The sequence below is a fragment of the Syntrophobacterales bacterium genome, assembly GCA_019429105.1.
Taxonomy (GTDB): domain Bacteria; phylum Desulfobacterota; class Syntrophia; order Syntrophales; family UBA5619; genus DYTH01.
This window is the reverse complement of sequence record JAHYJE010000015.1, coordinates 1-25,491: the sequence shown is the minus strand read 5'-3', so window position 1 is coordinate 25,491 and position 25,491 is coordinate 1. Positions and strand designations below refer to the sequence as shown.

Sequence of the window (25,491 nt, the reverse complement as noted above, 5' to 3'; positions counted from 1 at the left end):
AAATAAAATTATGGAGGAGGAAACAATGAGCAAGGTAGTGGACATTACGGACGATACTTTTGAGGAAGAGGTGTTTCAGGCGGATTTGCCAGTGGAAGTGGATTTCTGGGCGCCGTGGTGCGGACCCTGCAAGATGGTCGGCCCCCTTTACGACAAGCTTGCCGAAGATTACAATGGCAAATTCAAGTTCTGCAAGATCAACGTGGACGAGAACCAGCAGACAGCGACCAAGTATCAGATAATGAGCATCCCGATGCAGATGTTTTTTGTGGACGGGCAGAAGGTGGACGAGATCCTCGGCGCGGTTCCGGAAAGTACGATCAAGGCGATGGTGGACAAAATCCTCGAGAAATTCCCCTCCGACGAAAAGGGCAGGCTGAAAACGCTGATCAGTTCATGGGCGAAAAGCAACGCACAGCATGGGCAGAAATTTTCCAAATGGCTGGAAAAGGCAAGCGAGACCAAGGGCACGCCGCTTTACGAAAAGGCGTTGGCCGCCTCGCAAGAGCTGGAGAAGGCGGGTCTCGGACTATCCCGGTTATTGGCCGATCTGTAAAGAAAAAATTTACCTGAGGAAAAGCTCCGGCAGCAGCGTGGAGAGCTGCGGGACATAGGTAATGATGAGAAGACAGGCCAAAAAGAGGAGGATGAACGGCAGCACCGCCCTGCTTATTTCCACGAGGGAGCGCCTCATAACGGCCATTGCTACAAAGAGATTGAGGCCGAAGGGCGGGGTCAGGAACCCCAGTTCGACATTTACGATCATGATAATGCCGTAGTGAATGTAATTGATATCGTACCGGTTGAGCGTCTCGGCCAGAATCGGTGAGATTACCACTATCGCCGTCACGATGTCCATGAGGCCGCCGATGAGCAAAAGCACGCCGTTTACGGCCAGTAGAAAGAGCCATTTGCTCTCGATGTTCGAGACGATGACCTCGGCAAGTTTTACCGGAATTTGCTCGACGGTCAGCATCCAGATGAAGCTCATCGCACAGGAGAGGATGAAGAGCAGCGATCCTGACAGGATCGCGGAATCCCTGCAGACGGAAAATAGCTGGCGCGGTTTCAGTTCCCTGTAGATGAAAAGTTCAACCAAAAGGGCGTAAACAACGGAAACCGCCGCTGCCTCCGTCGGGGTGAAAATACCCCCGTATATCCCGCCGAGGACCAGGAGGGGAAGAAACAACGCCCACAGTCCCTCTTTGATGATTTTTGTCCCCTCCGCGAGGGTGTAGCTATCCTCGGAACGCCATCCCTGTCTTTTTGCCCTGATGACGGAATAGGTCATCAGGACGCCCCCGATAAACAGACCCGGCAGGAAGCCGGCCAGAAAAAGCTCGGCAACGGAGACATTCATTACCAGTGCATAGAGAATCATCGGGATGCTGGGCGGAATCAAAATGCCGAGGGAACCGGCGGAGGTGAGAAGGCCGACGGAAAAGCGCTCCCCGTAGCCATCCTTGATGAGGGCCGGCATCATGATGCCGCCGATCGCGATTACTGTGGCCGGCGATGAACCGGAAATGGCCGCAAAAAACAGGCAGGCCAAAACGGAGGCCATGGCAAGTCCGCCGGTAAATCTCCTCACGCATAGCCTCATAACCGCAACCAGCCGTTTGGAGATGGCCCCCTCCGCCATGATATTGCCGGCAAGGATAAAAAACGGCACCCCCAGCAGGACAAAATTGTCCAGCCCATTAAAGAGCTGCTGGATGAGCGAGGTAAGGGGGGCGTGGGCGATAAAAATCAGATAAACAGCGGTGGTCGCCCCCAGAACGAGTGCGATCGGCATGCCTATGACAAGAAATATCAAAAAACAAAGCAAAACGATAGTCAAGGTCAAAGGCTACTTCCTCCTGATACGCGCGAAAGGCTCGTTTTTCAAAAACCCCCGGAAGTGCTGAAGGGAAAGGACAAAAAAGCGGAACCCCATCGTCGCCGAAAAAAGCGGAATCGGCAGATAGGGGATGAACATCGGCAACTGCAGCGCGGGGCTCTTGACGCCGAAGGCGCTTGTTTTCAAAATATGGATGGTCCCGTAGTAAACGAAAAGCAGGCAGATGACGCCCGAGATGCCGTATGCCAGGACCTTGAGCGCATGACTCGCCCGGTCGGGAAGATATTCGGACAGCGCCTCCATCGAAAAGTGGGTCCCGTACTTCACGCCGATCGAGGCGCCGAGGTAGGCGCAGAAAATCATCGTATAGTTCGCGAGTTCGCCGAACCAACTGAAGGTATAAGAGATCGTATAACGAAGGCAGGTTTCAACAGCCGTAAGCAGCGCCAGGCCGAGGAGGGCGAAGCCGACCATCCCCTCCTCGAACCTGTTGAGCTTCCTTAAAATACCATCCATCTTTTTGCCGGGTTACTTCTTCTTCGCGTGGAAGTCGATCTTTTTGAGGTAGAAATCGAACCATTCCGCCCCGTACGAGGCGCGGTACTTCTCCAACACCGGCTGGACGACCTTCTTGAAGGCCTCTCGCTCCCCGGCCGTGAGAACATGCACATCCACATTCTGGGCCTTCGCCTTCTCCAGGGCCACCAGCCTGTTTTTGGCGTTGCCTTCCCGGTTTACCTTGAGCTGCACCGCCGCAGCCTCCCGGAATATCTTCTGCTGAGGGGGGGTAAGGGATTTCCAGAAATCCCGGCTGACGACGGTTGGGCATTCGGTGAGAACATGGTTGGTGATCGTCGCGAACTTGTTCACCTCGGTGAATTTCATCATAATCGAGGTGAAGATCGGGTTATCCTGACCATCGATGACCTTCTGCTGCAGGGCGTTGTATATCTCCGGGAAGGGCAGGGGCGTCGGGTTTGTTCCCAGGGCTTTGAAGGTGTCGATCATCATGGGCGCTTCCAGCACTCTTATTTTCAATCCCTTTAAATCATCCGGATTCTTGATAGGCCGCTTCGAGTTGGTCATGTCCCGAAACTCGTTTTCCGTATAGCCGATAAAGACAAACCCCTTGGCCTCGGCATACTTCGCAAAACGTTCCCGGACATCCTTGTCATCGAGCACCTTGTAGGCGGTCTCCCTGTCCGGATAGACAAAGGGCAGCTCGATGATCCCGATTTCCGGAACAAAATTGGCGAGCACCCCGGCCGTGGCGGAGGTCATATGGAGCGTTCCGCCCTGCACCTGTTCGCACATCGACCGCTCGCCGCCGAGCTGGCCCAGGGGAAAGACCTGCACCTCGATCTCGCCATTCGTTTTTTCATTCACGTATTTGGCGAAAGCCACGGCGCCGTGGTGCTGCGGGTGGATCGGCGGTCCCACGTGGCCGTACTTGACGACAATCTTCGCCTCGGCGGAAAAGGCAAAACAAACCAGGGAAAATACTATTGCAACGATTACTGATACAGGTTTTTTCCTCACAGCATACCTCCCAACTATTCATAAAGTTTAAAAAATATTGCCCGTCTCTGACCAATGTCGATTTCCTGCCGGCAACCTCGTTACCCTTAACCAAGACGTCGTCCTTTGTCAATAAATTTATCTTTAGCTCGCTCCTTTTTCCCCCAGAGGGGCCGCCAGTTACTTTTTGCCTCTGCGTTGACCGCGTACCGAAGAAACTAATCTCGAAGGGCCCGTGCTCGAAAGCTCATCCAATATTTGCGATGCGGCGGCGTAAACTCAGGATTTTTTCGCAAGATTTTTCGTCAGGCGGTCAATGCCCCGGGCGGGATTCCCATGAAAATGAATCCGGATAATTTTTCTTCCCGCCTTCGTTAACGCCTGAAAATCCCCCAATGCCTGCGCCTTTTTCAAAACCCCAAAAGTCAGCGCTGACTCGGTGCTTCCCATTGCCTCGGGCACGGGCGCGTCTTCGCTGTCCTCAGCGGTAAACTGGACAAAAAGCCCCCGCCCGCTGTCTCCCTTGTGCAATTGCCCGGTCGAGTGCAGAAACCTCGGCCCATAGCCAAAGGTCGTGGCAAGCGAGAATCTCTCCACTATGACCCCCCGCAGCCGCTGTACGGCATCGTCAACCCAGGGCGACGGGGGAAGGTATGCCATAAAAGCCGCGTAAGCGCCGGGCGTTGCCTGTGAGAAAAATTCCTGCAGGACGTCCTCCGGGTAGGCGAGCGCAACCTGGCCGAAGACGGAAAAACCATCCGCCTCGACAACCGGCGCCTCTTCCAAAAGGACTCTTTCCTGGAGATATTTGTCGATCATCTGCCGTGCCAGCGCCTTGGCGGACTCAACATTGGGCTGATCAAAAGGATTCACCGCCAGACGCCACCCGGCGGCGGCAGTCGCCAGCTCCCAAAAGAGGAAAAGTCCTCCCAGATCATAGTCGTCGGCGATTGTCAAATCCACAACGGGAAATCCTGCCGCTGCCAGCGCCCGCAAATGGGGCTCCCCGATCGCATCGTTTTGCAGGCGGACGGAGCAGAAAACCCGGTCGGCGCCGTAGAAGGCGGGCGGGCCGGCAGGCTCAACGATCACCGGCAGGATGCCTTTCCCCTCCTTGCCGGTGCTTTCCGCGAGCAACTGCTCGATCCAGCCGCCCAGCGCGGCCAGCCGCTGCGAAAAAACAAAGGTCAACTTGTCTTGTCCCCGCAGCGCCAATTCGCCAAGACTTCCGCCCAGGAGGGCAGCCGCGCCGCTGTCAGCGGCGGTTTTTTCCAAGAGGCGCCGGATGTCTATTCCCAGCAGGCCCGCGGGAACCAGGCCGAAAAACGACAGGGCCGAATAGCGCCCCCCGATTTCCGGGTCGTTCAGAAAGATGTGCCGAAAACCGTTTTGTTGGGCTGTTTCCGCTAATTTGCTGCCCGGATCGGTAATCGCGAGGAAATGGGCGCCTGCTTTTTCCTTCCCGAGTTTTTCGGCAGTCAGGTTGTAAAAATACTTCATCAGCGAAAGGGTCTCGATCGTTCCTCCCGATTTGGTGGAAACGACAAACAGCGTCCTGGCAAAATCGAGGCAGGCCGCATGGGAGAGAATTGCCCCCGGATCGGTGCTGTCGAGCACCTCCAGATTCAGATAGCCGGCGGCGATTCCGAACACCTTGCGCAATACCTCCGGCGCGAGGCTGGAGCCACCCATCCCGAGCAGGAGGGCAAAATTGTACCCGTCTGCCCGAATCTCTGCCACCGCCTCCTCTATCTCGGCTATTTTCCCCGGCATCAGCCCGGGGCTGTCTAACCAGCCGAGGCGGTTGGCTATCTCAGTCGGCGCGGGTTTCCAGACGGTGTAGTCCTTCTTTGCAATCCGCTCGACAATCTTCTCGGCCACCAGCCTTTTACGGATATCCGCTTCCCAATCCCGAAATAATCCCGGGCGAAAATTCATCTTTGTTGTCATCCTGCCCCCATTTCCTGCGTTTACATCCTGAAGGTGGCCCGCCGGTGAAAACCGGCGACCCCTTGTTTGCATTTCCCTTAATCGGCTGTTTTCAGAAGGCGGCGCGCCTCCGCCGCCACTCTTTCCGCGGTGAGCCCGAATTTTTCATAGAGCACCTGATACGGGGCGCTCGCGCCGAAATGGTCGATCCCGAGCACCGCCCCTTTTGCTCCCACGTAATGCTCCCAGCCCAGTTTTGCCCCCGCCTCCACCGCCACCCGCGCCTGCACGGCGGGAGGAAGCACGGCATCCCGGTACTCCTCGGGCTGGGCGTCAAAAAGCTCCCAGCAGGGCAGGGAGACAACGCGGACGCGGATTCCCTCTTCGGCCAGGGTCTTCCCCGCCTGGGCGGCAAGCTGAAGCTCCGAGCCAGTTCCGATCAGCAAGACCTGCGGCTCTTCCCCCTCCGCCGAATCCCAGAAGACATAACCGCCGCTGCGGACTCCATCCGCAGCGCCTACCAGCAGCCGGTCGGCAACGGGCAGGTTCTGGCGGGTGAGGACAAGGGCGGTCGGACCACAGACGTTTTCAACGGCGAGTCGCCAGGCCTCGATCGTTTCATTGGCGTCGGCCGGGCGGATTACCGTCAGATTCGGCATCACGCGCAAACTCATCAGGTGCTCGACCGGCTGGTGGGTCGGGCCATCCTCGCCGACCCCGATGCTGTCATGGGTGAAGATGTAGATTACCCGGAGCCCCATCAACGCGGCGAGCCGCATCGAGGGACGCATGTAGTCGGCAAAGGTGAAGAAGGTCGCAGTAAAAGGGATGACGCCCCCGTGGATCGCCATCCCGCCGGCGATTGCCGCCATCGCGTGTTCCCTCACCCCGAAATGGATGTTTCTGCCCCCATAGCCCCACTCGCCGCCGCAGGCACCTTCCGGGAGGGTGACGCTCGCGGCGGGTTTTTGGAAATCGCCCTTTCCCTTCAACCAGGAAAAAGTGGAGGGGTTCAGATCGGCCGACCCGCCGATGAGTTCGGGAAGTTTTTCCGCCGCCGCCTGCAGGAACGCCTCGGAGGTCTTGCGCGTGGCAACATCCTTCGTATCGGGCAGGTAAAAAGGCAGCAAATCCGTCCAGTTCTCCGGCAGTTCTCCCTTCGTCACCCGGTCAAACTCCGCCGCCTCCTGCGGCCAGGTCTCGGAATAACGACGCAGCAGTTCTTTCCATTCCAGATGTTTTTTGGCCCTGTCTGAAGCCGCCTGCCGAAAACGGTCCAGCGCCTCCGCCGGGACAAAAAACGGTGGTTCCGGCGGCCAGCCGAGATTTGTCTTTGCGGCCTTCAGCTCCTCGGCCCCCAGCGGCGAACCGTGTGCAGAACTTGTCCCCTGCTTTTTCGGCGCGCCGAAGCCGATTGTCGTACGGAGCCGGACAAGCGAAGGTTTATCAGTTTCCTGGGCCGCCTCCTCCAGCGCCCGGGCGATCGCCTGTGTATCGTTGCCATCCTCGATTTCGATCACCTGCCAGCCCGAGGCCTCGAACCTTTTGGGGATATCCTCGGTAAAACAAAGGGCAGTCGCCCCCGAAAGAGAGATCCGGTTGTCGTCATACAGGACGGTCAGTTTTCCCAACCCCAGGTGGCCAGCCAGCGCGCACGCCTCGGCGGAGAGGCCCTCCATCAGATCCCCGTCGCTGGCAAAAACATAGGTGCGGTGATCAACGAGCGGGTACCCCGGACGGTTGAACCGGGCGGCGAGGTGCGCCTCTGCCGCCGCCATTCCGACCGCCGCGGCCAGCCCCTGAGCGAGCGGACCGGTCGTCATCTCCGTTCCCGGCGGATGCTGGCGCTCCGGATGGCCGGGCGTCTTGCTGCCCCACTGCCGGAAGGACTGGAGATCGTCCAGGGAAAGGTCATAGCCGCTCAGATAAAGGAGCGAATAGAGCAGCATCGAGGCGTGTCCGGCGGAAAGGACAAAACGGTCGCGATCCGGCCAGAGCGGGGCGCGCGGATCATGCTGCAAATATTTGGTCCAGAGGGTAAACGCCGCGGGCGCCGCCCCCATCGGCATGCCGGGATGTCCCGATTTGGCCTTTTCGATGGCATCCGCCGCCAGAAAACGAATCGTGTTGATACACGTTTGTTCCAATCCCCGTCCGTCCATTTTTTGCCTCCTTGGCAGATAAATGTTTTTTTGCCGGAGCAGAGTATAATAAATGAACTGTTTAGACAAGGGGGAGAACAAAAATTCACCAAAGCTTCATTGACTCCTGTGCAATAGTATGCAAGATTGCAGTAAATTGAAGATGCGTCTATCGTTTTTGCAGCATAATCCTACATCTGAAAAGGAGAAACGAAATGGGAGACAAGGGCGGCAAGAAGGACAAGGAAAAGGGGCAGAAGCAGTCTGCTGAAAAACAGAAGCAAAATGCAAAACACAAGCTTGATAAGCAGCCAAAGCGCAAGCCCTGACTTACAAGCAAGGGGTGAGGCGCCGCTGGGTTGACCCATTAGCCGAACCTGCCGTGTTTTCAGGCAAGATGATAACGGTTTAGTAAAAAAGGAGCATGACGATGGGAAAATCCATGTACAGCTATGGCAAGCAGGTAAAAGAAAAAGCACGCCAGCAAAAACAGTTGGAAAAGACGGCAAAACGCATTGCCGCCAAGCAGCAGAAGGAGAATCTGCAAACGGGCGCTCCCGCGGCAGACGCGGAAACAGCCGAACCGGCGCCGGAGGAGAAGGCAGAAAATTAGCTGACGCTGATTATTGTTGACCGGTCATGAGCATGGGGCGGAATGGTTCAAAACACGCGGTAAGCGCTGGTAAGAATATTTAATGACTGCAGATGAGCAAATAATTTCTCCGCCTCTTCGTCAGGATGCGGATGCCTTCCTGAAGCTGGCTCAGGCAACTATGCCCTTCGGGAGATATGCGGGATATCGCCTCGTTGATCTGCCGGAGCGCTATGTTGTCTGGTTTTCCCAGAAAGGCTTCCCGGAAGGGGAACTGGGGAAAATGTTGCGCACCGTCTATGAAATAAAGGTCAACGGGCTGGAATACCTGTTTGATTCGCTGAAGTGAGGGAGCTGATTTTTCCCGACAAAATAACAATATCTTTTCAGAGATAGAAAGGACAAGGGGTGCTGCAATCAATGAAAGTAATCGCCATTAACGGAAGTCCCCACAAAGAGGGCAACACTTTTCATGCACTAAGCATGGTCGGCAATGAACTTAAAGCCGCCGGCATCGAGTTCGAGATACTACCCATCGGCCATAAAATGATCCACGGCTGCATTGCCTGCGGAAAATGCGCCATAAGTCAAGATGAAAAATGCTCTATTCAATCTGATGAACTGAACGATTTAATACAGATAGTCAAACAAGCCGATGGCATTATCCTGGGCGCGCCTGTCTATTACTCGGGGATACCGGGTACGATGAAAAGTTTTCTGGACCGCATGTTCTTTGTCGCCGGCTCGAACGGGAATTTATTTCGTCATAAAGTTGCCGCGGCAGTCGTAGCGGTGCGCAGGACAGGCGGTTCTGCGGCTTTGGATAGTTTGACCCATTATCTCACCTACTCCGAAATGATCATTGCCACATCGCGGTATTGGAATGTGATACATGGCCGAACTCCCGGCGAAGCAATAAAGGATGACGAAGGGGCACAGATCATGAGGGTGCTGGGCAAGAATATGGCCTGGTTGTTAAAGATGCAGGAGGCCACTGCCGACAAAATCATGCCGCCCCCCAAAGAAGAGAAGGTGGTTACCAACTTTATCCGGTAAAAACCGGGGTCAGAGACAGATTGTTGCCGGTTTCCTTGGAAAAAGGCTTGACAACGTCGGCAGTGTGTGTCACAAACCGCTGCAGCGTAACACGGAGGAAATGATGTCGGAGCTGGTTCGTTTTGGGGTGTCCTTAGAAAAAAATCTCCTCGACAGGTTTGACGACCTGATCCGGGCAAAGCAGTACACCAACCGCTCGGAGGCCCTGCGGGATATGATCCGCCGGGAACTGGTCGAGCGGGAGTGGCAGGGGGGGTGCGATGTGGCCGGCGCCATCACCCTCATCTACGACCACCACAAAAGAGACATCATGTGCCGGGTAACCGATACCCAGCATGACTTTCAGGAGGTGATCATCTCTACCCAGCACATCCACCTCGATCACCATAACTGCCTGGAAATATTGGCCGCCCGCGGCAAGGCGGAGGATGTGCAGCGGTTGGCCGATGCGCTCCGCTCCATCAAGGGGGTCCGCCATGCGACCTTGAGCATGTCCAGCACCGGGAGGGATATCGAGTAGGGCATTATTTTTTTTCGTAGTCGTGTTACGAATGTTGCATTCATGGCATAATCCGGCGCCGCAACGGATTGCGGGAGAATAAACCGGTTGTTTTTTGCAGGCAGAACTCCTCAGGGATGCGACTTTTCGGAGTGCCTGCGAGAGGAAGGAGATTGGACAAAATGCACATGGCGGATGCTTTGCTTTCCCCCGCCGTGGGGACGACCTTGTGGGCCACAACGGCAGTGGCAGGAGGATATGCCGCGAAGAAGCTGAAGGTTCAGCTCGATGACAAAATGATCCCGCTGATGGGGGTGCTCGGCGCCTTTATTTTCGCCGCGCAGATGATCAATTTCACGATTCCCGGAACTGGTTCTAGCGGACACCTGGCAGGCGGGATGATCCTCGCCATCATCCTCGGCCCCTATGCGGCCTTTCTCGTCATGGCCTCGGTGCTCACGGTCCAGGCGCTCTTCTTCGCCGACGGCGGACTTTTGGCGCTCGGCTGCAATATCTGGAATCTGGGCTTCTACGCCTGCTTTCTCATCTACCCGTTTATCTACAAACCATGGGTTGGCAACAGCAACCAGCGCGGGCGGATTCTGGCCGCCTCCATGATCAGCGTCATTCTTGCCCTGCAACTCGGCGCCTTTTCCGTCGTGCTGGAGACGCTGCTGTCGGGGAACAGCGATTTGCCCTTTGGCGCCTTTACCCTGCTGATGCAGCCGATCCACCTGGCCATCGGCCTCGTGGAGGGCATTGTGACGGCAGGGGTTATCAGCTATGTGCAGAACGCCCGGCCGGAACTTCTCGAGAGCATGGCGCCCTCCCGGCTGCCGGGCGCGACACTTTCGCTGCGGAGGGTGCTGATCACGTTCGCGGCGTTGGCGGTGTTCGCCGGAGGGGTGCTTTCCCTGCTTGCCTCAACCAATCCTGACGGGCTCGAATGGTCGATAGCAAAGGTGACCGGCAACGGCGAACTCCGGGACACGGAAAAGGGGATTGCGCGGGCGCTCAAGACAATTCAGCAAAAGACGGCCTTCCTGCCGGATTACGGCTTCAAGCGGGGGAAAAATTATCAGGAAAAACCGGAACCCCCTCCATCCTGGCCGAACGTCGGGACAGGAACCTCCGTATCCGGGCTGGTCGGCGCTGCTGCCGTGCTCGGAATTATCGTGCTTATCGGCGTCAGCATCCGCTCCTGCCGAGGCAAAGATGCGCAACCATGACCTTTGATGCGCGCTATTTCGATATCGGCCGGCTGGACCGGCTCTCCTACGGGGGCTCCTTCGTCCATCGTCTCGACCCGCGGGCCAAGGTGATTGCCACCATCCTGTTTTTGTTCACCGTTGTCTCCTTCCCCAAGTATGAGGTCGCCGCGCTGGCGCCGTTCTTTCTGTTTCCAGCGCTGCTTTTAACCGTCGGCGCAATCCCCGTCCGGTTCCTGCTCAGAAAGATCCTCATTGTTTCGCCCTTTGCATTTTTTATCGGCATCTTTAATCCGCTTTTGGACACGCAAACGGCGGTTGTCCTCTTCGGTTTTGCTGTGTCTGCCGGTTGGCTCTCTTTTCTTGCGATTTTACTGAAATTTGCGCTAACGGTCAGCGCGGCGCTGCTGCTGATCGCGACGACGTCGTTTCCGGGTATCTGCCATGCGCTCCGGCGTCTGGGCGTTCCGGCCCTGTTTGTTTCGCAGCTCCTCTTTTTATATCGCTACCTCTTTGTCCTGATGGAAGAGGCGATGCGGATCATCCGGGCCAGGGAGATGCGTTCCTTCGGGTCGCACGGCGCAGGCATGAAGATGTTCGTGCGCCTGATCGGGATCCTCTTTCTGCGCACAGTGGACCGCGCTGAAAGGATCTATTACGCCATGCTCTCCCGGGGGTTTCAGGGAGACATCCCGACCCTCAAACAGTCCCATATTGCGCTTTCCGATCTGCTGTTCCTGTCGGCGATGATCGCCTCTCTGGGAGTTTTCCGCTTTTTCCCCGTTGCCGAGAAGCTCGGCCGGGTCGTGCAGGAGCTGTTTTAATGAGCCATCATATAGTTGAATTCAAAGATGTTTCCTACCGCTATCCCGATGGAACGGAGGCGCTCAACGGGATCAATTTCCGGATCACCCACGGCGAATCCGTCGGTGTCGTCGGCGCCAACGGGGCGGGCAAATCCACGCTTCTCCAGCAGATGAACGGCTACCTGCTGCCGACTGCGGGTTCGATCACCATCGGCGATCTGCCCCTGAACAAAAAAACGCGGCAGGAGATCCGGAAGAAGGTCGGAATCGTCTTCCAAAATCCGGATGACCAGCTCTTCATGCCGACCGTTTTTGACGATGTCGCCTTCGGCCCGCTCAACCTCGGGATGGATGAGGCGACCGTGCGCAAGCGGGTGCAAAAGGCCCTCGCTATGGTCAACAGCCTCAATCTGCAGGACAAACCGCCGCACCATCTGTCGAGTGGACAGAAGAGCGCTGTCGCCATCGCAGCGGTGATGGCCATGGAACCGGATATCCTGGCGATGGACGAGCCCGCCTCCAACCTCGACCCGCGGTCAAGGCGCTCATTGATTACGCTGCTCAAGACCTTCAAACACTCCAAGATCATCGCCTCCCACGACCTCGATCTGATCCTCGATGTCTGTGAGCGCTGCATTGTGATCGGCAGCGGCAGGGTTGTCGCCGACGGCCCGGCGGCGGAGATCCTCTCCAACCAGACGTTTCTCGAAGCAAACAGCCTGGAACTGCCTTTGTCGCTCCAGCGGCGGGAAGTCTGTCCCGGTGCAATTAAAGATTGAAAATCCGGCGGGAGAGCGGTATGCTCGCAGAAAATACACTCGACACCGATTGAAAGGCCCAAAATGAATCCAGAACAGACCTCCCTCCGCGGCATGGTCTATGCCTCTCTCTTCGGGGCGCTGACCGCCGTGGGCGCTTACATCATCATCCCGCTCCCGCCGGTGCCGATCACCCTCCAAACCCTGTTTCTCGGTCTCGCCGGAACGCTGCTCGGGGGACGTCTCGGGGCGCTCAGCCAGGTGGTTTATCTCCTCCTCGGCATCATTGGTCTGCCGGTATTTGCCGGCGGCAAGGCGGGGATCGGCGTGCTCTTCGGACCAACCGGCGGCTATCTGATCGGCTTCGTCGTCGCCGCCTTCGTCATCGGCAAACTCACCGCACTCAAGGAGCGGCCCGGCTTTGCGTGGCTTTGTGTATCGCTCGTTGCCGGAACGGCGGTCGTGTATGCGCTGGGTGTTTTGCAGCTTAGCCTCATTGCCCGTTTGCCGCTTCCGAAGGCGCTGGCTGTCGGCGTTCTTCCCTTTCTCGCGGGCGACCTGCTCAAGATCGTCCTGACTGCCTGGATCGCGATCAAACTCCGGGAACGCCTGCACGGACAGCTCCCATGATTCGTGTCGAAAACCTGGTTTACCGTTACGAAGCCGCAGCCCCCGACTCTCTCCGGGGAATCAGCCTCGAGATTGCCGAGGGCGAACATGCAGCCCTGATCGGGCCGAACGGCTGCGGCAAGACCACGCTTATCAAGCACCTGAACGCCCTCCTGTTTCCGGCCTCCGGAACGGTCTGCGTGGACGGGATGCTGACGACCGACGGCTCCTCCGTCCGCGAGATCCGGCGGCGGGTGGGAATGGTCTTTCAGAACCCGGACAGCCAGATAGTCGGGATGACGGTGGAAGAAGACGTGGCCTTCGGCCCGGGTAACCTCGCCCTTCCCGCCCCGGAGATACGCCGGCGCGTCGCTGTTTCACTGGAGATGGTTGGAATGACGGGGTTTGAGAAACGCGCCCCGCATACACTTTCCGGCGGGGAGAAGCGCCTCCTTTCTATTGCCGGGGTGCTGGCGATGAACCCCCGTTACATCGCCTTTGATGAACCGACCGCCTATCTCGATGCGGCAAGCCGGGAACGGATCCTCGCGATCATCCGGCGGTTGAACCTGGAGGGGATGGCGATTATCCACATTGCCCACGACCTGCGCGACGTCGCGGAGGCGGACCGGGTCGCGGTCATGGACCGAGGATTGCTCCTGCGCACAGGAACGCCGGAGGAAATCTTCGGCAAGCCCGGACCCCTGACAGTAAGTGGGCTTCATCCCCCGGGAGATAATGCGGAATGATCAGCTTGGGGCAATACCTGCCGGACGATACCCTCCTCCATCGCCTCGATCCCCGGGTAAAGATCGTTTCCGTGGTCGCGCTTAGCCTCCTCATTTTCGGGGCGACGGCGGTGGAAATACCGCTCATCAGCGCCTTTCTCGTCGCCATCGTTGTTGCCGCCCGGATGACGCCCGCACGGGTTCTGGAGGCGCTCCGGCCCGTGCTGTTTTTCCTGGCATTGATCTTTCTCGTGCATCTCCTCTTTACCGCGGGTACTCCCCTTTTCACTCTTGCCCCGCTGCCGCTCCGGATCACGAAGGAGGGCCTGCTCCGCGGGCTTTACGTCACCTGGCAGTTCGCCAGCCTCATCCTGGCCGCCGCCCTTCTCACGCTGACCACTGCCCCCTCCGCCCTTGTCGGCGGCATTGAACGTCTGCTCCGGCCGCTTTCCAGGGTGGGAATCCCCTCGCAGGACCTTGCCTTGATGATTGCGATGGCGCTGCGGTTCGTCCCGCTGCTGTTAGAGGAGTATGAACAGCTCCGCATGGCGCAAATGGCGCGGGGCGCCGATTTTACAACCGGGGGCCTCGTTCCGAGAGGCCGCGCCGTCGTGGCGCTTGTCGTCCCCTTGCTGCTGTCCGCTTTTCGTCGCGCCGACGAGTTCGCCCTCGCGATGGAGGCAAGGGGCTACCAGCGCGGCGGAGTGCGAACGACGCTTTGCGAGTTCACTTTTTTTCGGCATGATCTTGGCGCCTTCGCCGTCCTGGTCGCGCTGATCATTGTCACACTTTTCTTAAGGTTTGCGGCCTCATAAAAAAGTTCAGCACAAAACCTCGCCGGACTCAGCGCTTTTTATAATGACTGCCGCATGATCTTGTTGAGCAAAAAACACGGTCGGGATCAGAAAGGCTGAACCTGGGGCGTGATTGGTGAGTCGAGAAGGTCCGCTCAGGGCTGGGGAGGCGCAGAAAGAGCGATTCCTGTCCCGCCGCCGCGGCGGATGACGTGGACGGACGTTGCCTTGAAGGAGGCCGTGACTCTCATTCCCTCCTCAAGATGGAGTTCTTCGAGTGACTGGCGCGTCACATAGGCGACCAGGCCGAATCCGCAATCAACGCGGATCCGCTGGAAAAGGCCGAGCGGTGTAATCTCCCGGATTGTTCCGGAAAAGACGTTCCGGGCGCTTGTAGTCTGGGTAGGGGTATTGGTGGAAAGGGTTACATGCTCCGGTCGGATGCAGCAGAGCACCTCCTCGCCCATCCGGACATTCCCCACCGCCTCGATTCCCCCCCCCTCCACGGCAGCAGTAAAGACCCCTTCGGCAAACCGCACAACCCGTCCCCGCAGTACCGTTTCCACACCCACAAAGGAGGCGACGGTCTCGCTTATGGGCCGGTACATCACCTCGGCGGGCGTACCGATCTGTACGATCCGTCCTTCCGCCATTACCGCCAGACGGTTGGCCAGCCGGAGCGCCTCCGTCTGGTCGTGGGTCGAGGCAACCGCCGTTGTCCCGGTTTCGCGGATGATCCGCTCGAGATCGCCGGTAAGGGCGTCGCGGGTTGGCGGGTCGAGCGAGGAGAAGGGCTCGTCGAGGAAAATGATCTGGGGTTTGTTGACGAAGGCGCGGGCGAGGCTCGTGCGCTGCGCCTCCCCGCCGGAGAGTTTCCGGGCGGAACGTTTCGCCAGATGTGCTATGCCGAAGCGCTCGAGATATTCGGGAACCATCCGGCCAATTTCCGCTCTCCCCAGCCCGCGAATTTTCAGACCCGCCGCGACGTTATCAAAGACGGTCGCATCAAACAAAAGCGGCTCCTGAAAAACCATCGCAATCTGGCGGCGATAGTCGAAACCCCTTGCGCCAATACCGGCGCCGCGAAACAGCAGCTTTCCCCGGACCGGGGCAAGCAGACCGGCCAGGGTCAACAACAGCGTCGATTTCCCCGCGCCGTTCGGCCCGATCAGAACAAGGAACTGTCCCGGCAAAACGTTCAGTTCGGGAATGTCGAGCACGGTCGCCCCGCCCCGGCGCACCAGCAAATTCTCGGCCTTGAGTAAAACCTCCGGCTCGCCCGCGTGACTCATCGGGGTCTCTCCCGCTGCTGAATCCTCGTGAGGAGCGCGTTCACAAGAAAGGAGAGCAGCATCAGAATTACCGAAAGGGCGATGGCGATTTCGAAATTCCCCCGGCTCGTCTCCATCACCGTCGCTGTCGTCAGGACACGGGAGTAGCCCTTGATGTTCCCGCCGACCATGATGGAGGCGCCAACCTCCGAAATGACGCCGCCGAAGCCGGCCATCACGGCGGCCAAAAGCGGCAGGCGCGCCTCCTTCACCAGCAGCCAGACCATCTGGAGGCGCGTGGCGCCCAGGGCGAGGATCTGGAGGCGAAGATTGGGAGGCAGGTTCTGGATGGCCGCGAGCGTTATGCCCGTGACGATCGGGGCGGCAATGACGGTCTGGGCCAGGATGATCGCAGTCGGCGTATAGAGGATATCCAGATAACCTAAAGGACCGTTGCGCCAGAGGAAAATCGTCACGAAGAGACCGACGACGACCGGCGGGAGTCCCATCCCGGTGTTGATCAGGCTCACGACCAACTGCCTTCCCGGAAAGCGGGCAAGCGCGACAGTTGTGCCGACAAAGATGCCGCCGACCATGCTGAGCACGGTCGCGCTTCCCGAAACCTTGAGCGACAGCAGCGTGATCCCGATGACTTCCCGATCCAGCGTAAAGATCAGATAAAGGGCCTGCCTGAACCCCTCAATAATCAGTTCCATATTGCCCCGTTTCCGCTATTCCTTCTTGCCCGCATCGGGAAAGAAGAGCGCCCCTCCAAATTTGGCGATGCCGAAGGTCTTGATGATTCCCTGAGTTTCTGCGGAGACCATGAAGTCGGAAAAGGCCTTCGCGCCTTCGGTATTTACTTTCGGCCATTTCGCCGGATTGACCTGAATCACATGATAGACGTTAAGCAGGATCGGGTCGCCCTCCTTCAGGATATCCAGGCCCAGATTCTTTTTCATGGAAAGGTAGGTTCCCCGGTCGGCCAGTGTATATCCCTTCTTCTCGGCCGCGACGTTCAGCGTCTGCCCCATGCCCAGGCCGGTTTGCTGATAGAATTTCTGCCCCTCGGGGTTGATCCCCGCGGCCTTCCAGACGCCCTTTTCCTTGGCATGGGTGCCGGAATTGTCCGACCGCGACAGGAACAATGAGCCCGCGGCAGCAATTTTACCGAAGGCCTCCGGCGTGCTTTTTGCCCCTTTGATCCCGGCCGGATCGGCAGGCGCGCCCACTACAACGAAATCGTTGTGCATCACGATCAGGCGGTTCACCCCGTATCCCTCCGCCATGAACTTTTTCTCCGCCTCGGGCGAATGCACCAATAGCACATCCGCCTCGCCCTTTTGCCCCATCGCCATCGCCTGACCGGAACCAACGGCGATTGTCTTGACAAAATAACCGGTCTTCTTTTCAAAGACCGGGATCAGGACGTCCAAGAGCCCCGAATCCTGCGTGCTGGTTGTCGTGGCCAGGATTATGTTCCTCTGCGCCGGGCCCGCCGCGAAGGAAGGCAGCGCCATAACTGTTATCAATGCGAGAGCGACAATCGCTCCCATCCAACCGCTTTTTAATCTTTGTTTCATTTTTTTCTCCTCCATAATAAAGTTCTCCCGCGCTTATCCATTCGCCCAGTGCATCTATTGGAAACATTCCCCCGGAGGGGCGCTTCTCAAAAACAGGCGATCTGTATAAGTGATGGAGGAGAAAATTACAAGAGGAAAAAGACATATATTAACTTCTAATTACCAATTCGTACAAATACGAACTATAAGCGCAACAGCTCGCGCCATTTTCCCTGATTATCATACGTGGCAATCACCAGCAATTTCCAAGTCTTTCGCTTTCCCCCTTCCAACGCAACAATCATGCAATCGCTTGATAATGCCTGCTTTCCTTGATATTCCTTGTCTAATGTTCCTGGAGCCTGCTCAGAAAATTCCCATCTGACAGCCGCCGGCCAGCACGCCTCCCAGGTTGCGGCATTTTTCCAGGATCTCTTCGGTAAGGGGCCCCGCCGCTATAACCGGTTCGTGAACCTTTTTAAACTTATAGCCCAAGGCGATCCGCTCGACGCTCTTCAGGGCGCCCTCGCCATCGTTGCCGGCGCTGATAAAGACCACATACGGTTTTATGAACACCTTGTTCTGGGCAGGATAAAAGGTACGGTCAAAAAAATCCTTTATCATTCCAGACATATATCCAAACGTTACCGGGGTTCCAAGCGCCACGCCATTTGCCGCCAACAGGTCTTCCACTGTGGCCTCCTGAGCCCTTTTTATCAGCACCTCGGTATCGTCAATGAGGCGGGCCCCCTCGGCAACGGCCTGCGCCATTTTTTCGGTGTTTCCCGTCTGCGAGTGATAAACAATCAGTGTTTTCGTCATAGCCCTTTACGTTCCTTGTGGTCGCCGTACCACTCAATCTGGCGGCAGATGCCCCGAATTATTTTCAAAGCACCCCAACGCTACTCTTTATCGGAAAGAATCTGTTCCGCACCTTCGAAGAGGGCGGAAGCTACAGAATAGACAAAGACCCCGTGCCGCGGTTTCTCAACCCCGCTCCTGCCAATTGGCGCATGTTCCTGTTTACAAGAACGACTATCAGCCGGGTGCAAGCCCCCTGTTACAACAGTGCAAGTATCTGCTATAAATTAATAACAGACTCGTCTCCGGCGATATTCCGTATCTTCATTCGCAACGGCTTCTTTGCGGCAACGATTTTGCCGTTCCAGTATTCCTTTGTCTTGCGGCCATTCAGAATGACATAGCCGTTCTTATCCACTTTGAGTTCCATATCGCTTTTCCAGACGCCGTCTGAATTTGTACAATCAAGGCTGACAAGCTCGATTAGTTCCAACCCATTGTTGCTGATTTCTATCGGAGTAAACGGTTTTTTGCTGCCGTTCCCATTGCCGTTTTCGGCGTTGCCGTTATCGCCATTTGCAGAACCGTTTTCATCAAACGATCCATTTTTAGCGTCGCTTAAGAGTTTTTTCTGGTTGTAGACGTCAATTTTCTGAATAAGTCGGTCGCTGACAAAGGACTTAAATTCTATTTCAAATCCGCTCTCCATTTCCTCGAGCTGATAATCCACTTCATCGTTGATAACGCATTCATCGAGAATGCTCTTTAAATCCCGCAGTTCAATCTGAATATTGGTCGCATTACAGTCGGCGATAAACTTTTTCAGTTCCGGCTCGTTTTCGATGTCCACATAGTAAACGATGACCTGCTTCACGCCGTCCGGCAGATCGGGCAGCGCTTCGTTCATGATGCGGTTCATAAGCGGTATGTCGAGCACCTTTGTGCTGTGGTCAAGAAGGTTCGGCACATATACCGGCATAAGGCCGAGTTTGCTGTCGTTCACCGCGCCTTCCCAGAAGCTGTCTATAGAATCCTCATTTTTCAGGCCGGCAATCAGGCGTTTCAATTTATCCATGGTCTGCACGGGGTTGCGGAAAAGCGATATACCGTCCCGAATATCGTAAATATCAAATTGCGCTCCGGCGGCAATCAGCCGGTCACGCGTGGTCTGAATGCTATTGATCCCCACATCCACATGAATAAACTTGCGGTCAAGGTAATGCGCCACTTGGGCCGCAACACCGCTGCCGCCGAAAAAATCGGCGATGATCATCCCTTCATTGGAAGATGCCTTGATGATTCTTTCGAGCAAGGCTTCGGGCTTTTGGGTGACGTAGTTGGCATTCTCATTTGCCCCAGGTCCTATTGCCCTTAAATCTGTCCATATATCTCTTAATGGATTCCCGGGCATTTCGTCTAAATAACGTATTAATCCGGGGACATTATTTGTTGATAAAATAATACGTTTATTTATCACACCATCGGTAATTTTATTTTGACCCCATATCCAGTGTTTTCCTGATGGAGGCTCTAATAAAAGTGATTTTCCGTCTTTTCCAAAATACATTGGGCTTCCTTGCCCAGCTTGTGAAAAGTCTGAAATCCTGTATTTTCTACCGTCCGTTGTTTCATATTTATAAAAGTCTTGTAAGTATTGTTCGCTATACTCTGTGTAAAGTTTATTAAATAGATAATCATCAGTGCATGAGTACAGATATATCATATCGTGTACATTAGCAAATTGTCCGGATTGAGCCTTTGGCGCCGTCGTTTTTTGCCATATCAGTTCGTTTTTATAGTTATCCTCGCCAAACACCTCATCCATCAGCACCTTGACATAATGCCCGATATGCCAGTCCAAGTGCACATAAATGCTGGCTGTTTCACTCATCACACTTTTAATGGCCGTGAGATTTTCATACATCCAGTTCAGGTAATCTTCCTTGTTCCAGATGTCGCCGTACATCTTTTCTTCAAAGGAGCGGAGTTCTTCCAGATCCATTTCCTCTTCCGCGTTGGCGATTTTTTCGGCAAACTCAGGATTCCGCCTTAGGTACACTTTCTTCGCGTAATCCGCGCCGCTGGCAAAGGGCGGGTCGATATAGACAAGATCAACCTTGACGCCTTGATCTTGCAAGTAAGCGCAGGCGGAAATGCACTCGCCGCGGATGAGAAGATTATCGACATTGCTTCCCACGCTTTCGATCTTTTCCAGTTCATAATACGGCATTCCCCGTTTGATGCGGTCAACCACTTTGCCATTGTCCCGGTAGCGCAACACCCTGCGGGTGCGGGTGATGTTGTCCAGTATCGCCTGTCCCGTTACGGTATTGGGATAATAGGGTATGTATTTCACGGGCATGGCTTAATTCTCCTTAAAAAATAAATCAATTTTCGTTTTGAACAACAGAAGGTTTTCGTCCATTTTCCGGTCATCCGGGAGATAGAGATAGTCGAAGCGGTTATAGCCGAATTTCTCGTTATTCATAGGCAAGAATTCCGACTCCACAAAACTCTTGCGCGCTATAAACTTCGGCTGCGCAGCAAAACCGCTTCCTTTGGTTTCCACAATCAGGATTTTATGGATGTTTCCGTCTTTACGCCGGATGACCAGAAAATCAGGGGTGTAAAGCCCGACGCGCCGCCAGCGCTCATTTTTTTTAGAATAACAGGCAATTCGGAATTCGGTCAGATGCCCTTCGCCGTTATAATACACTTCCAGGTTATTTTTCGTGAATGTCGTAAGCGAGATGACTTCTTTCAGAAAGTTTAATTCAAACCGGCTTTGAGAGAAATTGTAAGGGAGATAATGAAATGTCCGATCTTTGCTCATTACGGTCTTTGAGCATATTTTTGCAGTTTGCGCGCTGAAGCCCGCCATAGCAAACAAATCGGGATTCGGCTGAGAAGCGATAAACTCCTGGATTTTTCTCTGTGCTTCTTCCACCTCTTTCTGGAGCAGGGCAATGTCCTTGCCGGTTGCGTCCGCCTGTACGATCTGTTTCACATCGGCAGCATTGGGATACAGCTTCTCTTGTTCTTCCACTGGGGCAAGTTTTTCAATAACCAATAAACTTGCACTTTTCGGAACAATTTCTGATTTTATTTCCAGTTCGCGGTGTTTGTGAAAGGAAAGGCGGATACGGGCGCGTATCTCATCCTGCCGAAAAAGGCTGTTAAAATAACGGGATGCGCCTTTTTCAAAAGTAATTGCGTCAAATATGCTTTTCAGTTCACGCTGGTACGGGTATAGGTCGCTTCTGGCGATGCTTCCCATACTTTCACGGGAAATGACGCATATCCATAAATCGAATCCCGCGCGTCCCCCTTCAATCCGGGCAAGGATATCCTTGGTTTTTAATTCATCCGGGGAAAAGCCGCGTTCAATGATCGTGGCCGTGTCGAAATGATCCTTGACATTCACGTTTGACAAATTTTGTCCGGGATTAGCCGCTTCTTCGACAGCGATGGTTTCGTATTCCACATGGAGTTGATAAAAATCAACCTTCGGCAGTTTGAGATAATCCATACGTGAAATGCGGTCCACCATGACCGGCTCGCCGTCTTTCCCTAGCGTGGTGAGTTCCTGAATGCTGGTATTCTGTTCCTCTTGCAGTTGTTTGTCCAGGATCTTGGCATTCTCTTCATTGAGCCAAATAACGGCGGTTTCATGCTTGCCTCTGTCAACCTGCCTTAAACAGCGGCAGGAAGTTTGTAAAACCATGTTGGTCGGGCAATCGCCTTTTTGCGAAAGAATGACGCCGGTAAGGCTGCGGCAGTCCCAGCCTTCTTTCCCGATTTGAACCAGCAGGATGATCTTCTTTTTTGAAATCGGCGTATCCAGCGAATTAAATTCCGTTTCCGCCTCTTTGGTGGTTTTATAGATTTTATTTCCTTTATGGTATTTCAGTATTTCATCCGGCCTGATATTCATTGTCCCGGTGAGATACGGATATACTTCTTCTTCCAGCCGGGCAATACTGCCGCAATAAACGGCGAGTTTGGCGATGGCTCCGCTTTCATAAACCGTATTACCGCAGGTCTCAAAAAAGTCCGTTACCCCTTTTTCAATAATCTGGATGGACGCTGTAAGCTTCCCCATTATCCGGACATAGATTTTCAGTATATTTGAGAACAACACCCAAGTTTTCACAATGGATGAGATACGGTGAAAGGCGGATAGGAAAACGGGGCTGAGCATTCCCAGCCCCGGGATGCTTTAGACGGCATGCAAATCCATGCGGGCGGATAATTTTGAATCGGCTATATCAGAGAATACCTGATTTTCTGCAGCTATTTTTTTGAGGCTCACAATAAGAAGGTCAAGGAGGAGGTGTCCCAACAGGTCGGTACACTCTTCGAGTTTTTGTTCCAGCAATTCATCTTCATAGATATTCATAAATTCTCCTTATCGTCATAATATTTCCGTTGCGGCAAGACGGACATGCTCTGCCGTAACAGTTGTCGATTTTTTTCTGGCGGCGGCGATAATGGCGCCACGGGCCAGGTGATTTGCCTTGCGCAAGAGACCGCCCGAGCCTTGGTGAATGGCGGTGACAGCGGCATCGTCAAAAAGCATCTGTTTCACTCCGGCAATCGCGAGATGATGCCTGAGGTAATCATCCATGGTTTTCAGATCAATCCCTTTGAGATGGCTTTTGGCAATTACCCGGGAGGCCAGGGGGAGGGAGTTCCGGTACTGAAGGTTGTCAACAAGGTTGATCTGACCGGAAAGGATGATGGGCAGAAACGGCTTGGAATCCTGTTCGAACTGGGTCAGGGTGTGAAGTTCCGCGAAGACCTCAAGACGCAAAAGAGAAGCTTCGTCGATCATCAGCGCAATCTTTATCTTCTTGCTCCTCGATTCCAATATTTCCAGTTTGATCAACCTCGTCATCGTCGCCTTGGAAACGCCTTTGACGTCTATGCCCATCTCGGCAAGGATTTGTCGGTAAAGTTCCAAAATCGACCCCGATGTGGCGGTGATGTAAATGATCCTATATTCGGAGGGATGGAAATCGCCGATGACATAGCGAAGCGCGGTCGATTTGCCGCTGCCTATCTCGCCGGTGATCAGGGCGACGGCGCCCAGACGGACGGCGTACTGGACGCGATCCTGTACAGCCGAAAGCGCCTGCGTTACCATAATATCGCCTCGTTTGATGTCAGCCCGGAAGGGCTCGCTCTTCAGGGCAAAAAACTGCCGATAGCTGTCGTCCATCACGCTTCCTCCCACAGTTGTCCGGATTCGCAGGCGCCCTCTCCGGAAAGTTCAATCTGGCTGTTCTTGTCTCTTTTGACCCGGCTGTTGACGTGCAAATCCACCTGGCGAAAAAGACCCCATGATTCCTCCTGATGGCGGATCTCCACCTCTTCCGGGTTTTCTTCGTGGTAGAGTATCTCCACCTTTTTACCGATCAGCGCCACCGGAGCTTCGAACAAACGCCTTTCCACAATCACTGAGCGATCCTTGTTGACGCGGCGATGGATACTTCTGCGGAAAAAGTCCATGAGATTCTCCGGCGCCGATCTCATACACTCCATTTGGGATGTGAAACGCTTGAACGGAGGCTGTCCGGTTGCTCTGTGAGGACGTGAATGGTAATCCCCGGAAAGCCACAGATCAAAGGCTTCGTTGATCTCTTCGAGCGTATCGCCTTTGAACCCGGGAAGGAACTGCGTCTGGACGGTTCGGTTGAATCGTTCAATTTTCCCTTTTCCCTGTGGCGTGTATGGTTTTGCATGCACAAGGGCAATGCCCAGGGTCGCGGCGGTATATTCCAACTGCCGGGAACGGAAGGCCGACCCGTTATCGGTGTATAACTTCCGGGGCAACCCTCGTTTAAGCAACGCCTGGGCAAACGCATCCATGAAACAGCGCAACCCCTCGGAAAAGTAAAACTGCCCGTGAGGAATAAGCCGGGAGTGGTCGTCAATAAATGCGATCATATAGCTCTTACGCTTCTTGCCGCCGGACGAAAGCGCGGGACCGTGCATGGCGTCGCATTGCCACAGGTCGTTGGGCAATTCCGCTTCAAACTTGCGCCGGTCAACAGGGCTGCTTTCTCTTGTCATCAGGTTGTGACTGTGAAGAAAACGGTAAACAGTGGAAGAATTTAATGAGATTCCGGCGGGAAGGAGCTTCTGCTCGCCCATGGTGCGTATGAGCGACGGAACCGTCAATCCCGGCAGCTTGCGCCGGCATTCCAGAAGGGCCAGGCTTGTCTCCTCATCCAGAGCCCGAGCTTTCCCTCGGTCGTTTCTTGCCCGGGGGTAGAGGGATTCCAGGCTGCCGCCGCTGGATTTGTATTGATGAACCCACCGTAAAATCGTGCTGCGGCCGATACTGCTCCGCCCGGAGAAAGGGATATCCCACTGGCGGTCGCACTTCCGTCGTAAAAGCTCTTCCTGTTCGCCATGATCCAGTCGGACAACGTCCAAAAACTCTTGAATGATCCCGAATCGGAACACCGCCACCCGTTGTTTCTGCTCTTCCGTCATCAAAATGACCTCCTTTTTGTATTTTCCGGGGCCTTACGACAGAAACAGCAACCTGACAACGACACCCTGCGGTAGGGAGCCTGTCATGCACTAAAAGTTACGTCTTGAATGAGCGACTTACGGGGACCATACCCTTGCTGATCAAGGCGGCAAAACCATCCAACAACCGATTCAGCCACGCGATGCCCAAATGCACCGTTACCTGGCGCCTCAACGACCGAAGCCAATGTCGCTGGCGGTTGACGCCCAAACATTTTAACCATGACCATCCCTCCAATTTGGACGTCAAACTGGATTTAATCTTTTCCACGGTCACGGAAAACCTCGGGAAGTACCCGGATGGCTTCATCCTTATGACACAACCGCAAACGGGACAACGGTAACGCTTCAAATACAAGCCCATCTGCAAACCCTCAAAAAATGCCCATACAAAACCATGTCCCCATGTTTTGCCACCCGAGCACCGGGGGCATCGCGCCGGCTTTGGCCAATCATAGCTTCGGCCTTGGTCTTTTGCATTTATCTGATTGACATCAATGGCAACTTCTACTATCATCGCTCATCACTTTGGGGGTGAACTTCGCAGTTCGCCGTGATCAAAGGGCGGTGGAACTGCCAAGTACTCACCGCCCTTACTAAAACAAAAAGGCCTCTCTTCCGAGAGACCCACCTATTCCGACGATCCGCTGCTTCTTGTCAATCTATTCTGAAAATATTAACCCGATTTTAACTCGGATAATTTAAAAAACAACACCGGCAGATCCTGGCGATGGCCAACTACCTCGCTATAGAGGGCGGAGCGCTCAGCTATTGCGAATCCTGGGCGAAAAGCCATGAGCCCGCCCTCGTGACGTCCCTGGCAAGCCAGCGCATAAGCG

General features: G+C 55.0%; 25 protein-coding genes. 11 read left to right on the top strand and 14 right to left on the bottom strand.

The genetic code is table 11. The features are described from left to right. The first annotated feature begins 25 nt into the window (after nucleotides 1-25). Nucleotides 26-556 (top strand): thioredoxin, encoded by a 531-nt coding sequence (gene trxA, locus K0B01_06860; GenBank protein MBW6485855.1) that lies wholly within the window; start codon nucleotides 26-28, stop codon nucleotides 554-556. 9 nt (nucleotides 557-565) lie between these two features. On the opposite strand, the gene K0B01_06855 is transcribed toward trxA, so the two are convergent. The 5 genes from K0B01_06855 to tkt all read right to left on the bottom strand — a co-directional run bounded on the left by K0B01_06855 (nucleotide 566) and on the right by tkt (nucleotide 7,449). Further along, the gene (locus K0B01_06855) at nucleotides 566-1,846 is read right to left on the bottom strand and encodes a TRAP transporter large permease subunit (GenBank protein MBW6485854.1); all 1,281 of its coding nucleotides are present in this window, start codon (nucleotides 1,844-1,846) and stop codon (nucleotides 566-568) included. 3 nt (nucleotides 1,847-1,849) lie between these two features. Continuing rightward, nucleotides 1,850-2,356, bottom strand: coding sequence for a TRAP transporter small permease (locus tag K0B01_06850; protein ID MBW6485853.1), 507 nt, complete (start codon nucleotides 2,354-2,356; stop codon nucleotides 1,850-1,852). 12 nt (nucleotides 2,357-2,368) lie between these two features. Further along, nucleotides 2,369-3,379 carry a DctP family TRAP transporter solute-binding subunit gene (locus K0B01_06845; protein ID MBW6485852.1) on the bottom strand — a complete coding sequence of 337 codons (1,011 nt, stop codon included), beginning with the start codon at nucleotides 3,377-3,379 and terminating at the stop codon, nucleotides 2,369-2,371. A gap of 258 nt (nucleotides 3,380-3,637) precedes the next feature. Further along, on the bottom strand, nucleotides 3,638-5,308 hold the full coding sequence (locus K0B01_06840; GenBank protein ID MBW6485851.1) for a hypothetical protein: 1,671 nt from the start codon (nucleotides 5,306-5,308) through the stop codon (nucleotides 3,638-3,640). A 77-nt stretch (nucleotides 5,309-5,385) separates the two neighbouring features. Further along, a complete protein-coding gene (gene tkt, locus K0B01_06835; protein MBW6485850.1) occupies nucleotides 5,386-7,449 on the bottom strand; it encodes a transketolase in 2,064 nt (687 codons plus the stop codon). Between the two features lie 409 nt (nucleotides 7,450-7,858). Here tkt and K0B01_06830 point away from each other — a divergent pair, with 409 nt between their 5' ends. The 10 genes from K0B01_06830 (at nucleotide 7,859) to K0B01_06785 (ending at nucleotide 14,499) form a co-directional block, all read left to right on the top strand. After that, nucleotides 7,859-8,041: a hypothetical protein gene (locus K0B01_06830; protein ID MBW6485849.1), complete on the top strand. Its 183-nt coding sequence runs from the start codon at nucleotides 7,859-7,861 to the stop codon at nucleotides 8,039-8,041. 82 nt (nucleotides 8,042-8,123) lie between these two features. Next, nucleotides 8,124-8,369 (top strand): DUF3820 family protein, encoded by a 246-nt coding sequence (locus K0B01_06825; protein MBW6485848.1) that lies wholly within the window; start codon nucleotides 8,124-8,126, stop codon nucleotides 8,367-8,369. Nucleotides 8,370-8,440: 71 nt separating this feature from the next. Further along, a complete protein-coding gene (locus K0B01_06820) occupies nucleotides 8,441-9,076 on the top strand; it encodes a flavodoxin family protein (GenBank protein ID MBW6485847.1) in 636 nt (211 codons plus the stop codon). A 103-nt stretch (nucleotides 9,077-9,179) separates the two neighbouring features. Continuing rightward, the gene (nikR, locus tag K0B01_06815; protein MBW6485846.1) at nucleotides 9,180-9,596 is read left to right on the top strand and encodes a nickel-responsive transcriptional regulator NikR; all 417 of its coding nucleotides are present in this window, start codon (nucleotides 9,180-9,182) and stop codon (nucleotides 9,594-9,596) included. 161 nt (nucleotides 9,597-9,757) lie between these two features. Continuing rightward, nucleotides 9,758-10,804 (top strand): energy-coupling factor ABC transporter permease, encoded by a 1,047-nt coding sequence (locus tag K0B01_06810; protein ID MBW6485845.1) that lies wholly within the window; start codon nucleotides 9,758-9,760, stop codon nucleotides 10,802-10,804. Continuing rightward, nucleotides 10,801-11,607 carry a cobalt ECF transporter T component CbiQ gene (cbiQ, locus tag K0B01_06805; protein MBW6485844.1) on the top strand — a complete coding sequence of 269 codons (807 nt, stop codon included), beginning with the start codon at nucleotides 10,801-10,803 and terminating at the stop codon, nucleotides 11,605-11,607. The genes K0B01_06810 and cbiQ overlap by 4 nt, the downstream gene beginning before the upstream one ends. Next, on the top strand, nucleotides 11,607-12,368 hold the full coding sequence (locus K0B01_06800) for an energy-coupling factor ABC transporter ATP-binding protein (protein MBW6485843.1): 762 nt from the start codon (nucleotides 11,607-11,609) through the stop codon (nucleotides 12,366-12,368). Before cbiQ ends, K0B01_06800 begins: the two co-directional genes overlap by 1 nt. A gap of 63 nt (nucleotides 12,369-12,431) precedes the next feature. Then, nucleotides 12,432-12,977: a biotin transporter BioY gene (locus tag K0B01_06795; protein ID MBW6485842.1), complete on the top strand. Its 546-nt coding sequence runs from the start codon at nucleotides 12,432-12,434 to the stop codon at nucleotides 12,975-12,977. Beyond that, entirely contained in the window at nucleotides 12,974-13,705 is a 732-nt protein-coding gene (locus tag K0B01_06790; GenBank protein MBW6485841.1) for an ATP-binding cassette domain-containing protein, read from the top strand. Before K0B01_06795 ends, K0B01_06790 begins: the two co-directional genes overlap by 4 nt. Further along, on the top strand, nucleotides 13,702-14,499 hold the full coding sequence (locus tag K0B01_06785) for an energy-coupling factor transporter transmembrane protein EcfT (protein MBW6485840.1): 798 nt from the start codon (nucleotides 13,702-13,704) through the stop codon (nucleotides 14,497-14,499). The genes K0B01_06790 and K0B01_06785 overlap by 4 nt, the downstream gene beginning before the upstream one ends. 134 nt (nucleotides 14,500-14,633) lie before the next feature. Here the strand turns inward: K0B01_06785 and K0B01_06780 are convergent, their stop codons facing one another. The 9 genes from K0B01_06780 to K0B01_06740 form a co-directional block, all read right to left on the bottom strand. Beyond that, nucleotides 14,634-15,770: an ABC transporter ATP-binding protein gene (locus K0B01_06780; GenBank protein MBW6485839.1), complete on the bottom strand. Its 1,137-nt coding sequence runs from the start codon at nucleotides 15,768-15,770 to the stop codon at nucleotides 14,634-14,636. Further along, nucleotides 15,767-16,465 carry an ABC transporter permease gene (locus K0B01_06775; GenBank protein ID MBW6485838.1) on the bottom strand — a complete coding sequence of 233 codons (699 nt, stop codon included), beginning with the start codon at nucleotides 16,463-16,465 and terminating at the stop codon, nucleotides 15,767-15,769. Before K0B01_06775 ends, K0B01_06780 begins: the two co-directional genes overlap by 4 nt. A gap of 15 nt (nucleotides 16,466-16,480) precedes the next feature. Continuing rightward, nucleotides 16,481-17,332 carry a substrate-binding domain-containing protein gene (locus tag K0B01_06770; GenBank protein ID MBW6485837.1) on the bottom strand — a complete coding sequence of 284 codons (852 nt, stop codon included), beginning with the start codon at nucleotides 17,330-17,332 and terminating at the stop codon, nucleotides 16,481-16,483. Between the two features lie 345 nt (nucleotides 17,333-17,677). Further along, nucleotides 17,678-18,133 (bottom strand): NAD(P)H-dependent oxidoreductase, encoded by a 456-nt coding sequence (locus K0B01_06765; protein ID MBW6485836.1) that lies wholly within the window; start codon nucleotides 18,131-18,133, stop codon nucleotides 17,678-17,680. A 259-nt stretch (nucleotides 18,134-18,392) separates the two neighbouring features. After that, a complete protein-coding gene (locus tag K0B01_06760) occupies nucleotides 18,393-20,474 on the bottom strand; it encodes a site-specific DNA-methyltransferase (GenBank protein MBW6485835.1) in 2,082 nt (693 codons plus the stop codon). A 3-nt stretch (nucleotides 20,475-20,477) separates the two neighbouring features. After that, nucleotides 20,478-22,253 carry a hypothetical protein gene (locus tag K0B01_06755; GenBank protein MBW6485834.1) on the bottom strand — a complete coding sequence of 592 codons (1,776 nt, stop codon included), beginning with the start codon at nucleotides 22,251-22,253 and terminating at the stop codon, nucleotides 20,478-20,480. A gap of 78 nt (nucleotides 22,254-22,331) precedes the next feature. Further along, on the bottom strand, nucleotides 22,332-22,511 hold the full coding sequence (locus K0B01_06750) for a hypothetical protein (protein MBW6485833.1): 180 nt from the start codon (nucleotides 22,509-22,511) through the stop codon (nucleotides 22,332-22,334). Nucleotides 22,512-22,526: 15 nt separating this feature from the next. Beyond that, entirely contained in the window at nucleotides 22,527-23,333 is an 807-nt protein-coding gene (locus tag K0B01_06745; protein ID MBW6485832.1) for an AAA family ATPase, read from the bottom strand. Beyond that, the gene (locus tag K0B01_06740) at nucleotides 23,333-24,613 is read right to left on the bottom strand and encodes a DDE-type integrase/transposase/recombinase (GenBank protein MBW6485831.1); all 1,281 of its coding nucleotides are present in this window, start codon (nucleotides 24,611-24,613) and stop codon (nucleotides 23,333-23,335) included. Before K0B01_06740 ends, K0B01_06745 begins: the two co-directional genes overlap by 1 nt. Nucleotides 24,614-25,491 lie beyond the last annotated feature (878 nt).